Here is a 13,244-nt window from a genome sequence, read left to right on the forward strand (position 1 = left end):
CACAGGGGATTTGGGGTGGGTCAGGCGCCGGCGATCAACTCCCGCGCCGCCTGACTGTGATCGGCAATCAGCCCCTTCAAGTCCAGTCCCTCGACCTGCCCGTCGATCACTCGCCATTGCCCACCGATCATCACCCGATCCGCCCGGTCCGCACCGCACAGCAGCAGGGCCGAGATCGGGTCGTGGCTGCCGGAGAAACGCAGCTCATCGAGCTTGAACAGCGCCAGGTCGGCCTGCTTGCCCACGGCCAGTTCGCCGATATCGCTGCGCCCCAGCAGTTGCGCCGAGCCCCGGGTCGCCCAGCCCAGTACGCGTTCCGGCGTGATCGCTTGAGCGCCATAGCGCAGGCGCTGGATGTACAGCGCCTGGCGGGTTTCAAGGATCATGTTCGAGGCATCGTTGGACGCCGAACCGTCTACCCCCAGGCCCACGGGGGCGCCGGCGGCGGTGAGCTCCAGGGTCGGGCAGATGCCCGAGGCCAGGCGCATGTTGGAGCTGGGGCAATGGCAAATGCCGGTGCCGGCGGCGCCGAGACGAGCGATTTCATCCGGGTTGAAATGAATGCCGTGGGCCAGCCAGGTGCGCGGGCCGAGCCAGCCGACGCTGTCCAGGTAATCCACGGTGCGCAGGCCGAAGCGTTGCAGGCAAAAGTCCTCTTCATCGAGGGTCTCGGCCAGGTGCGTGTGCAGGCGTACGTCGAGTTGCTCCGCCAGCCCGGCGCTGGCCTGCATGATCTCGGGCGTGACCGAAAACGGCGAGCAGGGCGCCAGGGCAATCTGGATCCGGGCGCCGTCGCCGCGCTCGTGGTACTCGGCGATCAAGCGCTGGCTGTCGGCGAGAATCACCTCGCCTTGCTGCACGGTCTGCTGCGGCGGCAAGCCTCCGTCGGCCTCGCCCAGGCTCATGGAACCGCGGGTCAGCATCGCGCGCATGCCCAGTTCACGGACACTTTTCACTTGCACGTCGATGGCCTGTTCCAGGCCCTGGGGAAACAGGTAATGGTGGTCGGCCGCCGTGGTGCAGCCCGACAGCAGCAACTCGGCCAAGGCCACTTTGCTTGCCAGGGCGAGTTTTTCCGGGGTCAGCCGCGCCCATACCGGATAGAGGGTTTTCAGCCACGGGAACAACGGCTGGTTCACCACCGGCGCCCAGGCGCGAGTCAGGGTCTGGTAAAAGTGATGATGAGTGTTGATCAACCCCGGCAGGATCACATGCTCGCGCGCGTCGAAGACGTAGTCGCAGGGCTGGGCGGGTTGTTGGCCGGCGCTCAGCAGTTCGACGATCACACCGTCCTGCAGGACGAGGCCGCCACGGGCATCGAGGTCGTTGGCGGTGAAAATGGCGAGGGGATTTTTTAACCAGGTACGGGTCGCAGGCATGATGGCCGGCTCCTCTGAAAGTGGGTTCAGGTTAGCCAGCTCAGTGATGCCCTGTCTGCTGATCCAGGGTCGCCGGTAAAGGCGAGGAATGGAGTTTACTCAGGTTGCCGGGCGCAGATCCAGTGTCAGGCCGAGAACCCTCTGGGAGCGAGCTCGCGATAGCGGTAGATCAGTCGACATCAATGCTGGATGTAAGGCCGCCATCGCGAGCAAGCTCGCTCCCACAAAGGAAAGGTGGGGTTACCAGGGAATCGTTTCGCCCCTGTAGTTGACGAAGTGATGCCCACCCTTGCCGGCGAAGGCATTGACTTGGTCGATCAGCCCGCGGGTACTGGTCTCGACATCGATGTCCGCGCCTTCACCGCCCATGTCCGTCTTGACCCAGCCCGGGTGCAGCGACAGCACGGTCAATGCCTGCTCGCCCAGTTGGCTGACGAAGCTGTTGGTCATGGAATTGAGCGCCGCCTTGCTGGCCTTGTACAGCGCCAGTTCCGGCGCGTCGGGCATGGTCACGCTGCCCAGCACCGAGCTCATGAACGCCAGCACGCCGCTGCCGTCGCGGATCTGGCCGACGAAGCGCTGGGCCAGGTTGATCGGCGCCACGGCGTTGGTGAAGAACAACTGGCCGACTTCCGCCAGCGTCGCGCCGCCTGGGTTCTGGTTGTCCGGGCCTTTGACACCGGCATTGACGAACAGCAGGTCGAAGGTCTCGCCCTTGAGCTGCTGGCTCAGGGCGATGACGGCTTGCTGATCGTCCATGTCGAGTTTTTCGATGCGCACCGGGCCCAGCGCCTTCAAAGCTTCTGCGTTCTGCGGGTTGCGCACGGTGGCGGTCACGTTCCAGCCATCGCTGAGCAGCGTCTTCACCAGACCGAGGCCCAGGCCCCGGGAGGCGCCGATGATCAATGCGTTTCTTGCCGAAGTCATGAGGGGCATCCTTGAAAGAAAAAGGTCATGGGTTTAATGGACAACGTTGCCCGAGCCGTTGTTTCAGCTCGTGACGCAACGCGTCGAGTTCGGTCATGCGGGTTTCGATCAGGTTCAGTTTGTCTTGCAGCAATTGCGTCACCGCGCAGTCGGGGTCGGGGGCGTTCCACAGGGCGGCGACGCTGGCGCCGATCTCGCCCAGGGTAAAGCCCAGGCGCTGGGCGGTCTTGATATAGAGCACCAGTTGGACCACATCGGCGGGGTAGTCGCGATAGCCATTGGCACTGCGCGTTGCCGCGATCAGGCCCCGCTGTTCATAGAAGCGCAGGGTGTCTCGACTGACGGCGCAGGCTTGGGCTAATTCACCGATACGCATGGACGACTCCGGAGGGCTTGACCTTGGAGCATACCCCAGGCTTTAGCCTTTTCGCTCCCCAATTATCTGGAGCAACGTGTATGTGGACTTCGATGCAATATCGCCAGGTGGTGCGCGGCAGCGCCTGGTACGACCTTATCGTGTCGGCCGTGCTGGCCACGCCGTGGAGCTTTGCGGCGTTGCATGGTGTGTTGACGAGCCTGACTCAGCTATTTGACCTGCCTGGAGAACTGCCGCCGTTTGCGCCGGCGCATCTGCTGATGGTGAATTTGCTGGGCTCGATTGTCTGCGTGTGGGCAGTGCTGCGGATTCGTGATCCGCAACCGCTGTACGGACGGTATGACGCGGTGGGGCGGTTTCTGTTTGCGGCCTGGCAGCTGTATGCGCTGCTTCATGGGGCCAGTGCGGTGTTGTGGGTTTTCCTGTTTTTGGAGGTGGTGTGGGGGGTGGTTCAGGTGTTGCCTGTTCGGGCCTCATCGCGAGCGAGCTCGCTCCCACAGGGGGCCTGAGTCAAGCCTGAACTCAGTGTTCACCTGGTCTGGTGTGGGAGCGAGCTTGCTCGCGATAGGTGCGCCGCGGTCTATCTCAATGCCCCGCCTGCCAAGGCTGCCCCAGTGACACCGGCGCATACAACCGGGTGCGTACGGCATCCCGGGACAGCAGCACCAGCACTATGATGGTCGCGGCGTAGGGCAGCATCGCCAGCAGACTCGATGGAATCGCCAGCCCCAAGCCCTGGGCCACCAGGTGCAGGATGCTGGCGAGGCCGAACAGGTAGGCACCCAGCAGCAGGCGCCACACTCGCCAACTGGCGAACACCACCAGGGCCAGAGCGATCCAGCCACGGCCGGCGCTCATGTTCTCGGCCCACATCGGCGTGTAGGCCAACGACAGATAGGCGCCGGCCAACCCGGCCATGGCGCCGCCAAACAATACCGCCAGGGTCCGCACCCGCAACACCGGCAGGCCCATGGCGCTGGCGGCATCGGGGTTCTCGCCGACGGCCTGGATGATCAATCCGGTGCGGCTTTTCATCAGCACCCACGCCACCAGGGCAAACAGCGCGAAGGACAGGTAAACCAGCAAGTCCTGGGCAAACAGCATCCGCCCGATCAAGGGGATGTCACTCAGGTAGGGAATGGCCAGCGGCTCGAATCCCGCCAGCGGTTTGCCGACCCAGGTCGCGCCGACAAAACTCGACAGGCCCACCCCGAAAATCGTCAGCGCCAGCCCGGTGGCCACCTGATTGGCGTTGAACACCAGTGCCACCAGCGCGAACAATGCCGACAACAGCATTCCGGCGGCCATCGCCAGCAGCACGCCGAGCCAGAGGTTGCCGCTGTTGAACGCGACGATAAAACCGATCACCGCGCCGAACAGCATCATGCCTTCCTGGCCCAGGTTGAGGACGCCGCTTTTTTCGCAGACCAATTCACCCAGGGCCACCAGCAGCAGTGGCGTGCCGCAGCGCACCATGGCGTAGAAAATATTGCTCAACAGGTCGATATCCATCACAGGGCTCCTGCCTGTACCGCAGTGGTTCGGGCGCGCCGGGTCCAGCGCAGGTTCAGGCGTGGCCGGTAGAGGATCAGCACGTCGCAGGCCAACAGGAAAAACAGCATCATCCCCTGGAACAACTGGGTGATCGCCTGGGGCAGGTTCAACGACATCTGCGCGCTCTCGCCGCCGATGTACAGCAACGCCATCAACAGGCTGGCAAACAGAATGCCGATGGGATTGAGCCGTCCCAGGAATGCCACGGTAATCGCCGCATAGCCGTAGCCCGGCGACACCTGTGGCACCAGTTGGCCGATCGGCCCGGTCACTTCGCAGACGCCGGCCAGCCCGGCCAGCGCACCGCTGATCAACAGCGCCAGCCACACCAGCGGCTTCTGGCGAAAACCGGCGAAACCGGCGGCGCGGGCGTCGAGGCCCAGCACCTTGATTTGAAAACCGACGAAGCTTTTCTGCAGCAAGACCCACACCGCCACCAACGCCAGCAGGGCGAAGTACAGCCCGGCATGGACCCGGCCATCCTCCAGCAGCAATGGCAGGCGACTGGCCTCGCCGAACATCGCCGACTCCGGGAAGTTGAAACCCGCCGGGTCTTTCAACGGCCCGTGAACGCAAAACAGCAGCAGGTTCAGGGCGATGTAATTGAGCATGATGCTGGTCAGGATTTCGTTGGCATTGAAACGCGTGCGCAGCCACGCCGTGAGTCCGGCCCAAGCCGCCCCTGCCAGGGTGCCGGTCAGCAGGATCAGCACCAATGCCCAGCGGCTTTGCACGTCGATGATGTTCACCGCCAAGGCACTGCCGGCCAGGGCGCCCAGCAGCAGTTGGCCTTCGGCGCCGATGTTCCAGATCCGCGCCTGATAGGCCACGGCCAGACCGAGGGCGCAGAGCAGGATCGGCAAGGTCTTGACCAGCCACTCGGACACGCCGTACAGGTCGCTGATCGGGGCGATCAACAGGGTGTACAGCGTTTGCAACGGGTCATGCCCCAGGGTGATGAACAGCAGCGAGCCGCAGCCCAGGGTCAATACGGCGGCCAGCAGCGGCGAGCACCAGAGCATCAGGCGCGATTGCTGGCCGCGGGGTTCGAGAGAAAGCAGCATGTGAAACTCCGTTATACCGGCGCGGGGGCAGAGGGTTGAGGGGCGTCGAACTGGCCGGCCATCCAGCCGCCGACGTCGCTGAGCCGGGTCTCGCCCGTGGGGCGCAAGGCCGACAGGCGCCCGCCGCACAAGGCGCCGAGGCGGTCGCTGATCTGGAACAGTTCGTCGAGGTCTTCGGAGATCACTAGAATGGCCGCGCCCGCATCGCGCAGGGCGATCAGGGCATGATGGATGGTCGCCGCCGCCCCGACGTCCACGCCCCAGGTCGGGTGCGCGGCCACCAGCAGTTTTGGCTGTTGGAGAATTTCCCGGCCAAGAATGAATTTCTGCAAGTTGCCCCCCGAAAGGCTGCGTGCCGGGGTTCGGGTGTCAGGTGTCTTCACACCGAAGCGACGGATGATTTCCTCGGCCAGGTGTTCGACCTGGCGGCGTCGAATCAGCCCATGACTGACCAGGCCCTGTTGGAACGCGCTGAGCAAGGCGTTATCCGCCAGGCTCAATTGCGGCACGGCGCCGTGGCCCAGGCGTTCGGCGGGGACAAATGCCAGGCCGAGTCGACGACGGGCATCGGGGCGCAGGTGCGCGACGGGTTGACCGGCGAATCGGATCGTTTCGCCTTGCTGGCGGGGAAGTTGCGTTTCTCCGCTGAGCAACGCCAGCCATTCGTCCTGGCCGTTGCCCGCCACCCCGGCGATGCCGACGATTTCGCCGCTGCAGACCTCCAGGTCAATGCCCCTCAACGAGCAGCCGAACGGGTCCGGGTTGTGCCAGGACAGCTGGTTGATTTGCAGGAAGGCTTTGTCTGCGCTGACCTTGGGGTAGTCCGTGATCAGCCCGGCCGCTTCGCCGACCATCAGTTGTGCCAGCTCCCGGTCCGAGCAGTGCGCCGGGGTGCAATGCCCCGAAACCCGCCCGCCTCGCAGTACCGTGGCGCTGTGGCACAAGGCTCGCACCTCTCCGAGCTTGTGGCTGATAAACAAAATGCTGCAGCCCTCGCTCGCCAGCCGGCGCAGGGTCACGAACAACTCTTCGGCTTCCACGGGCGTGAGCACCGAGGTCGGTTCATCAAGAATCAACAGCCGAATGTCCTGCATCAGGCAGCGAATGATCTCCACCCGTTGGCGCTCGCCGATCGACAGGCTGTGAACCAGCCGCTGCGGTTCCAGCGCCATGCCGTAGCGCCGGGACACTTCGCGAATCCGGGGTTCCAGCTGTGCTGGCGAACCGGCTGTCGCGCCCATTGCCAGGGCGATGTTCTGCGCAACGGTGAGGGTTTCGAACAGCGAGAAATGCTGGAATACCATGCCGATGCCCAAGCTGCGAGCCTGGGCCGGGTTACGCAGGTTGACGCGCTGGCCTTGCCAGATCACTTCACCCGAATCGGCAGGGGTGACGCCGTAGATGATCTTCATCAGGGTGCTTTTGCCCGCACCGTTTTCGCCGAGCAGGGCGTGGATTTCTCCGGGTTGGATGCTCAGGTCGATGGCGTCGTTGGCCAGGCAACCGGGGTAGCGTTTGCTGATCTTGCGCAGTTGCAGGCGCGCGATGGAGTCGGGGTTGGACATGACAGGCTCGGGCCGATGGACAGGAATGCCTGTGGATAAAGCAATTTCCTGGCCATGAGGTCAGGAAAATGCCTTGGCCCCGCTGCCAAGGCCCTCTGCGTATGGCCTGGATAGCTGCAACAGGAAAATTTGCACCGGGTTGGAGCGCGCATGTTTTATGCAGGCATCGGTTTGCCCTGAAATGGGTGGTTAAAAATTGAACAAGCGACCGCGAGCCGTGATCTTCTTGGGGCGGGAGGAGCCATGAACGGGTTATCCACAGGTTGCTCCACAGTTATTGTGCGCAAGCTGGAGACTCGGGCATAAGCAATGCGAGGCTTTCTTCTAAAGGTGATAAACCCCTGCAAGCATTTGTTTTGCAGATGGATTTGTCGATTGGGCAGGACTTTGGACGAAAAATGAGCAACCCTCTGAAACCCGCATGACAGAAGGGTTACAGAGGAATGTGCTCAGGTTATCCACAGTCGGGTGCACAGTGGATGTGGGCAAGTTGAACGATTGCGCGATGCCCTGAAAGGTTGCAAGCCTGCGAACTCAACGCTCCAGCAGGATCCGTCCACGGCTCAGGCCGGCCAGTTGCGTCTGCAAGGTTTCGATGTGAGCTTCACCCACGGCCAATTGCAGGTCTACGCCATTGGCGGTGAAGCGTTCTTCGTTCACCAACCCGCCGCACTCGGCGACGCGCAGTTTCACCAGGGGCAGTTCGGCGAACCCGCAGCTACAGTGCAGCGGCACACGGCTGATCAGTTCGATTTTTTCGGCGTTTTGCAGGCATTTGTTCGCACCGCCGCCGTAAGCCCGGGCGAGCCCACCCGTGCCCAGTTGAATCCCGCCGTACCAGCGAATCACCAGCACCACGACTTGATCGCAGGCCTGGGCTTCGATCGCGGCCAGGATCGGCCGCCCGGCGGTGCCACCTGGTTCGCCATCGTCGTTGCTGCGGTATTGGTCGCCGAGTTTCCAGGCCCAGCAATTGTGCGTGGCATCCAGGTCGCTGTGCTGCTCGATGAACGCTTGGGCATCGGTGGGGCTTGTGATGGGCGCGGCGAAGGTGATGAAGCGGCTTTTGCGAATTTCTTCGCGGTACTCGCAAAAACCGGCAAGGGTAAAGGGCATGGCGATCTTAAAGAGTGGGTGTCAGGCCGCAGCCCTTGAGAATGATGCGGATCAGGTTGTCACCCGCATCGATCATGTCCTGCTTGGTCAACTTGCTGCGACCGGTCACGCGACAGATCTGGGTGGCGAAGTCGGCGTAATGCTGGGTGCTGCCCCACAACAGGAAAATAAGGTGCACCGGATCGATCGGGTCCATCTTGCCGGCGTCGATCCAGGCCTGGAACACGGCCGCCCGACCATTGAACCAGGCGCGATAATCCTGGTTGAAATACTCGGTCAGGCATTCGCCACCGCTGATCACTTCCATGGCAAACAACCGCGATGCCTGGGGCTGGCGACGAGAGAACTCCATTTTGGCGCGGATATAGCGGGTCAAGGCTTCGGCCGGATCATCCTCGGCGGTGAGGGTATTGAAGGTGCTGTCCCACAATTCGATGATGTTGCTCAGCACCGCCACGTACAAGCCGAGTTTATTGGTGAAGTAATAATGCAGGTTCGCCTTGGGCAGCCCGGCCTTGAGGGCGATGGCATTCATGCTGGTGCCTTTGAACCCGTGGCGGGCGAATTCATCTTCGGCAGCCTTGAGGATCGTCTCTTCGTTCTTTTGACGAATGCGACTGGTGGGCTTGCCACTGTGGGCTGGGACTTCAAAGGTCATGGGCGTTTCCGGGCTGGGTCTGTGGGCAAGCAAATGCGTTGATAGCGCACCGGCATCAATCCGACAAGTGTCATCACACTAAAAAGACCTCCGCCGATGACCAGGCCAACCTCGACCAATGTGGGAGCGAGCTTGCTCGCGATAGCGGTTAGTCAGTCAATGATGATGTGGATGACCTATCGCTATCGCGAGCAAGCTCGCTCCCACAAGGGGTAAATGGGATCAGCGGGTGGCCGCCAGGCTCTCTAGGAAACTCTCCAGCACCAGATGAGGCCGGCGACCCTTGCGCGTAACCGACGCCAGGCTCAGGTCATAGAACCGTGCCGCGGGTTTCAAGGGCCGCAACCGACCTTGCTGGACCCAGAGGTTGGCGTAGTGATCAGGCAGGTAACCGATGTAGCGCCCGGTGAGAATCAGGAACGCCATGCCTTCACGGTCCGATGCACTCGCGGTGCAATTGAGCGCCTGGTAGTGGGCCTGGATCTCGGCCGGCAGGCGGAACGTGGGGGCGATGGCGTCCTGGCTATTGAGGCGAGCGTCTTCAAGCTGCTGGTCATCGACATAAAACAGCGGATGCCCGACCGCGCAGTACAGCAGCGACCGCTCACTGTACAGCGGTTGATATTCCAGCCCTGACAGGGCACTGGCCTGGGGGACCACGCCGACATGCAAGCGCCCGTCGAGTACGCCTTGCTCGACTTCGTTGGGGGCGATCATGCGAATCTGGATCTGCACGTCGGGCCCGCGTTCTTTCAATTGCGCCAGGGCGTGGGTGATGCGCATGTGGGGCAGGGTAACCAGGTTGTCGGTCAGGCCGATGGTCAATTCGCCGCGCAAGTGCTGGTGCAGGCCGTTGACCTCGGTGCGAAAACTTTCCAGTGCGCTCAAAAGCTGCAACGCCGACTGATACACCTCGCGGCCTTCCTCGGTCAGGGAAAAACCCGCGCGCCCGCGTTGGCACAGACGCAAACCGAGGCGTTGCTCGAGATCGCTCATCTGCTGGCTGATGGCCGAGCGGCCGATGCCCAGCACGGTTTCCGCGGCGGAAAACCCACCACATTCCACGACGCTGCGGAAAATGCGCAGCAGGCGAATATCAAAGTCGCTGACCTGGGCCAGTGGATCGGGACGACGCGCGCTCATAGTTTAGTGATCCGCCGACTGAAGGTTACAAAAGTTGCATTTCATCGACTTTATCGCCGTGGCAACTTAGCTGCAAGAACGCTTTCGATTCCCTGTCGCTTATGACTTGCGAGGTTTTTGTCGATGAACATGCCCGAACACGCTGCCGGTTCCCTGGCCAACCAGCTCAAGCTCGATGCCCACTGGATGCCTTACACCGCCAACCGTAATTTCCAGCGCGATCCGCGCCTGATCGTCGCCGCCGAAGGCAGCTGGTTGGTGGATGACAAGGGGCGCAAGGTGTACGACTCGCTGTCGGGGCTGTGGACATGCGGTGCCGGGCACACTCGCAAGGAAATCCAGGAAGCGGTCGCCAAGCAACTGGGCACCCTCGATTATTCGCCGGGGTTCCAGTACGGTCATCCGCTGTCGTTCCAGTTGGCGGAAAAAATCACCAGCCTGACCCCGGGCAATCTCAATCATGTGTTCTTCACCGATTCCGGCTCCGAATGCGCCGATACCGCGGTGAAGATGGTCCGCGCCTACTGGCGCCTCAAGGGCCAGGCGACCAAGACCAAAATGATCGGCCGTGCCCGTGGCTATCACGGGGTAAACATCGCCGGCACCAGCCTCGGCGGTGTCAGCGGCAACCGCAAGTTGTTCGGCCAGGCGATGATGGATGTCGATCACTTGCCCCACACCTTGCTGGCCAGCAACGCCTATTCCCGTGGCATGCCGAAAGAAGGTGGCATCGCCTTGGCCGATGAGCTGCTGAAGCTGATCGAACTGCACGATGCGTCCAACATCGCTGCGGTGTTCGTCGAACCGATGGCTGGCTCGGCCGGTGTGCTGGTGCCGCCAGAGGGGTACCTCAAGCGCCTGCGGGAAATCTGCGACCAGCACAGCATTCTCTTGGTGTTCGACGAAGTGATCACCGGTTTCGGTCGCACCGGTTCGATGTTCGGTGCCGACAGCTTTGGCGTGACCCCGGACCTGATGTGCATCGCCAAGCAAGTCACCAATGGCGCGATTCCCATGGGTGCGGTGATTGCCAGCAGCGAGATCTACCAGACGTTCATGAACCAGCCGACGCCTGAGTACGCGGTGGAATTCCCCCACGGCTACACCTACTCGGCGCACCCGGTGGCTTGCGCGGCTGGCCTGGCGGCGCTGGACCTGCTGCAAAAGGAAAACCTGGTACAGAGCGTGGCCGAGATCGCCCCGCATTTCGAGAATGCGCTGCACGGCTTGAAGGGCGCGAAGAACGTCATCGACATTCGTAACTATGGCCTGGCCGGCGCGATCCAGATCGCCGGGCGCGATGGCGATGCCATCGTGCGTCCGTTCGAGGCCGGCATGGCGTTGTGGAAAGCCGGGTTCTATGTGCGCTTCGGCGGCGACACCCTGCAATTCGGGCCTACGTTCAACAGTAAGCCGCAGGACTTGGATCGCCTGTTCGATGCCGTCGGTGAAGTGCTGAACAAGCTCGACTGATGCGTCCTTCTCTATAGCTTTCGATAACGGGCGTCCGGTCACGGGCGCCTGTGGATAATTCCGGAGTCCCCCATGAGCCTCATCCCGCATTTGATCAATGGCGAACTGCTGAGTGACAGCGCTCGCACCGCCGACGTTTTCAATCCGTCCACTGGCCAGGCCATCCATAAGGTGCCGTTGGCCGACCGCGCGACCATCCAGCAGGCTATCGACGCCGCCAAGGCGGCTTTCCCGGCCTGGCGCAATACACCTGCGGCCAAGCGTGCGCAGGTCATGTTCCGTTTCAAGCAATTGCTGGAGCAAAACGAGGCGCGTATCGCCCAGTTGATCAGCGAAGAACACGGCAAGACCTTGGAAGACGCGGCCGGTGAACTCAAGCGCGGCATCGAGAACGTCGAGTTTGCCTGTGCAGCGCCAGAAATCCTGAAAGGCGAATACAGCCGCAACGTAGGACCGAACATCGACGCCTGGTCAGACTTTCAACCCTTGGGCGTGGTGGCAGGCATCACGCCGTTCAACTTCCCGGCGATGGTTCCGCTGTGGATGTATCCGCTGGCGATCGTCTGCGGTAACTGCTTCATTCTCAAGCCGTCCGAGCGCGACCCGAGTTCGACGTTGCTGATCGCTCAGTTGCTGTTGGAAGCCGGTTTGCCCAAGGGCGTCTTGAGCGTGGTCCATGGCGACAAGGCCGCGGTGGACGCGCTGATCGAAGCGCCGGAAGTGAAGGCGCTGAGTTTTGTCGGTTCGACGCCGATTGCCGAATACATCTATGCCGAGGGCACTCGACGTGGCAAGCGCGTCCAGGCACTGGGCGGGGCGAAGAACCATGCGGTGCTGATGCCGGATGCCGACCTGGACAATGCCGTCAGCGCGTTGATGGGCGCGGCGTACGGTTCGTGCGGCGAACGTTGCATGGCGATTTCGGTGGCAGTGTGTGTGGGCGACCAGGTGGCGGATGCGCTGGTGGCCAAGTTGGTACCGCAGATCAAGGCGTTGAAGATCGGTGCCGGCACGTCTTGCGGGCTGGACATGGGGCCGTTGGTGACCGGTCAGCACCGGGACAAGGTCAGTGGCTATATAGAAGAGGGTGTGGCGGCGGGTGCTTCGCTGATTGTCGATGGTCGCGGCTTGAGTGTGGCTGGGCACGAGGAGGGCTTCTTCCTGGGTGGCTGCCTGTTCGATCGTGTGACCCCCGAGATGCGCATCTATAAGGAAGAGATCTTTGGGCCGGTGTTGTGCATCGTCCGGGTCAACAGCCTGGAAGAGGCGATGCAACTGATCAATGATCACGAGTATGGCAACGGCACCTGCATCTTCACCCGCGATGGCGAGGCGGCGCGGTTGTTCTGCGACGAGATCGAGGTCGGCATGGTGGGCGTCAACGTTCCGTTGCCGGTGCCTGTGGCCTATCACAGCTTTGGCGGTTGGAAGCGTTCGCTATTCGGCGACCTGCACGCCTATGGCCCGGACGGCGTGCGTTTCTATACCCGTCGCAAGGCGATCACCCAGCGCTGGCCGCAGCGTGCCAGCCATGAGGCTTCACAGTTCGCATTCCCCAGCTTGTAATCGGTCAGAGAAGAGGCCGGCGCCGTCAGGCGCCGGCCTCCATGTTTGTGGGGCTTTTTGATCGATGTGACAGAATTATGAAAAAAGCTGTTGACGGCAGATTCTGGAAGTCTATAATTCGCCCCACTTCCGGCGCAGTCGAAACGGAAAACTCCTTGATATTCAATGAGTTAAGTAGGTTTCGACGGTGCAGGGCTTCAGTTCATCGAAGCCCGGAAGGCGCAGATAGAGCAGTGTTGTTTGGCTCTATATGCGGTTCGATCTTCTCGGTCGAAAGCGGTGAAAAAGAGGTGTTGACAGCAGCGAGTAACGCTGTAGAATTCGCCTCCCGCTAACGAGAGATCGGAAGCGCAAGTGGTTGAAGTTGTTGATGTTTCGGAAGCGAAACTTTGAAAACTTCTGAAAATAACCGCTTGACAGATA

12 protein-coding genes are annotated in these 13,244 nt (G+C 61.8%); 3 read left to right on the forward strand and 9 right to left on the reverse strand.

Annotated elements, in window-relative coordinates; translation table 11 throughout:
- Positions 1 to 20: 20 nt before the first annotated feature.
- From BLQ55_RS18455 to BLQ55_RS18465, 3 genes are all read right to left on the reverse strand, one after another.
- On the reverse strand, positions 21 to 1,379 hold the full coding sequence (locus tag BLQ55_RS18455; RefSeq protein WP_092205116.1) for an 8-oxoguanine deaminase: 1,359 nt from the start codon (positions 1,377 to 1,379) through the stop codon (positions 21 to 23).
- Between the two features lie 240 nt (positions 1,380 to 1,619).
- The gene (locus BLQ55_RS18460; protein ID WP_092255727.1) at positions 1,620 to 2,306 is read right to left on the reverse strand and encodes an SDR family oxidoreductase; all 687 of its coding nucleotides are present in this window, start codon (positions 2,304 to 2,306) and stop codon (positions 1,620 to 1,622) included.
- A 25-nt stretch (positions 2,307 to 2,331) separates the two neighbouring features.
- Positions 2,332 to 2,682 (reverse strand): MerR family transcriptional regulator, encoded by a 351-nt coding sequence (locus tag BLQ55_RS18465; protein WP_053118143.1) that lies wholly within the window; start codon positions 2,680 to 2,682, stop codon positions 2,332 to 2,334.
- Positions 2,683 to 2,762: 80 nt separating this feature from the next.
- On the opposite strand from BLQ55_RS18465, the gene BLQ55_RS18470 reads away from it, so the two are divergent.
- Positions 2,763 to 3,191, forward strand: a complete 429-nt coding sequence (locus BLQ55_RS18470) for a hypothetical protein (protein WP_092205118.1) — start codon at positions 2,763 to 2,765, stop codon at positions 3,189 to 3,191.
- A gap of 76 nt (positions 3,192 to 3,267) precedes the next feature.
- On the opposite strand, the gene BLQ55_RS18475 is transcribed toward BLQ55_RS18470, so the two are convergent.
- The 6 genes from BLQ55_RS18475 to BLQ55_RS18500 form a co-directional block, all read right to left on the reverse strand.
- Positions 3,268 to 4,194 (reverse strand): ABC transporter permease, encoded by a 927-nt coding sequence (locus tag BLQ55_RS18475; protein WP_092205119.1) that lies wholly within the window; start codon positions 4,192 to 4,194, stop codon positions 3,268 to 3,270.
- Positions 4,194 to 5,300: an ABC transporter permease gene (locus tag BLQ55_RS18480; RefSeq protein WP_092205120.1), complete on the reverse strand. Its 1,107-nt coding sequence runs from the start codon at positions 5,298 to 5,300 to the stop codon at positions 4,194 to 4,196. Before BLQ55_RS18480 ends, BLQ55_RS18475 begins: the two co-directional genes overlap by 1 nt.
- Positions 5,301 to 5,311: 11 nt before the next feature.
- The gene (locus tag BLQ55_RS18485; protein ID WP_092255730.1) at positions 5,312 to 6,865 is read right to left on the reverse strand and encodes an ABC transporter ATP-binding protein; all 1,554 of its coding nucleotides are present in this window, start codon (positions 6,863 to 6,865) and stop codon (positions 5,312 to 5,314) included.
- A 534-nt stretch (positions 6,866 to 7,399) separates the two neighbouring features.
- Complete coding sequence (locus tag BLQ55_RS18490) at positions 7,400 to 7,981, reverse strand: IMPACT family protein (protein WP_092255733.1); 582 nt, start codon at positions 7,979 to 7,981, stop codon at positions 7,400 to 7,402.
- A 7-nt stretch (positions 7,982 to 7,988) separates the two neighbouring features.
- Positions 7,989 to 8,639 (reverse strand): TetR/AcrR family transcriptional regulator, encoded by a 651-nt coding sequence (locus tag BLQ55_RS18495; protein ID WP_060739307.1) that lies wholly within the window; start codon positions 8,637 to 8,639, stop codon positions 7,989 to 7,991.
- A gap of 222 nt (positions 8,640 to 8,861) precedes the next feature.
- Complete coding sequence (locus tag BLQ55_RS18500; RefSeq protein ID WP_092205123.1) at positions 8,862 to 9,782, reverse strand: LysR family transcriptional regulator; 921 nt, start codon at positions 9,780 to 9,782, stop codon at positions 8,862 to 8,864.
- Positions 9,783 to 9,905: 123 nt separating this feature from the next.
- Here BLQ55_RS18500 and BLQ55_RS18505 point away from each other — a divergent pair, with 123 nt between their 5' ends.
- Both BLQ55_RS18505 and BLQ55_RS18510 read left to right on the forward strand, forming a co-directional pair.
- The gene (locus tag BLQ55_RS18505) at positions 9,906 to 11,255 is read left to right on the forward strand and encodes an omega-aminotransferase AptA (protein WP_092255736.1); all 1,350 of its coding nucleotides are present in this window, start codon (positions 9,906 to 9,908) and stop codon (positions 11,253 to 11,255) included.
- 72 nt (positions 11,256 to 11,327) lie between these two features.
- Positions 11,328 to 12,821: a CoA-acylating methylmalonate-semialdehyde dehydrogenase gene (locus BLQ55_RS18510; RefSeq protein ID WP_072410360.1), complete on the forward strand. Its 1,494-nt coding sequence runs from the start codon at positions 11,328 to 11,330 to the stop codon at positions 12,819 to 12,821.
- Positions 12,822 to 13,244: the final 423 nt, after the last annotated feature.

It is taken from the genome of Pseudomonas sp. NFACC13-1 (assembly GCF_900104425.1).
Taxonomy (GTDB): Bacteria; Pseudomonadota; Gammaproteobacteria; order Pseudomonadales; family Pseudomonadaceae; genus Aquipseudomonas; species Aquipseudomonas fluorescens_AA.

Bases quoted from the DNA above. Each gene is read 5' to 3' on its own strand.
- BLQ55_RS18455 (WP_092205116.1), bottom strand. From the start codon at position 1,379: ATGCCTGCGACCCGTACCTGGTTAAAAAATCCCCTCGCCATTTTCACC.
- BLQ55_RS18460 (WP_092255727.1), bottom strand. From the start codon at position 2,306: ATGACTTCGGCAAGAAACGCATTGATCATCGGCGCCTCCCGGGGCCTG.
- BLQ55_RS18465 (WP_053118143.1), bottom strand. From the start codon at position 2,682: ATGCGTATCGGTGAATTAGCCCAAGCCTGCGCCGTCAGTCGAGACACC.
- BLQ55_RS18470 (WP_092205118.1), top strand. From the start codon at position 2,763: ATGTGGACTTCGATGCAATATCGCCAGGTGGTGCGCGGCAGCGCCTGG.
- BLQ55_RS18475 (WP_092205119.1), bottom strand. From the start codon at position 4,194: ATGGATATCGACCTGTTGAGCAATATTTTCTACGCCATGGTGCGCTGC.
- BLQ55_RS18480 (WP_092205120.1), bottom strand. From the start codon at position 5,300: ATGCTGCTTTCTCTCGAACCCCGCGGCCAGCAATCGCGCCTGATGCTC.
- BLQ55_RS18485 (WP_092255730.1), bottom strand. From the start codon at position 6,865: ATGTCCAACCCCGACTCCATCGCGCGCCTGCAACTGCGCAAGATCAGC.
- BLQ55_RS18490 (WP_092255733.1), bottom strand. From the start codon at position 7,981: ATGCCCTTTACCCTTGCCGGTTTTTGCGAGTACCGCGAAGAAATTCGC.
- BLQ55_RS18495 (WP_060739307.1), bottom strand. From the start codon at position 8,639: ATGACCTTTGAAGTCCCAGCCCACAGTGGCAAGCCCACCAGTCGCATT.
- BLQ55_RS18500 (WP_092205123.1), bottom strand. From the start codon at position 9,782: ATGAGCGCGCGTCGTCCCGATCCACTGGCCCAGGTCAGCGACTTTGAT.
- BLQ55_RS18505 (WP_092255736.1), top strand. From the start codon at position 9,906: ATGAACATGCCCGAACACGCTGCCGGTTCCCTGGCCAACCAGCTCAAG.
- BLQ55_RS18510 (WP_072410360.1), top strand. From the start codon at position 11,328: ATGAGCCTCATCCCGCATTTGATCAATGGCGAACTGCTGAGTGACAGC.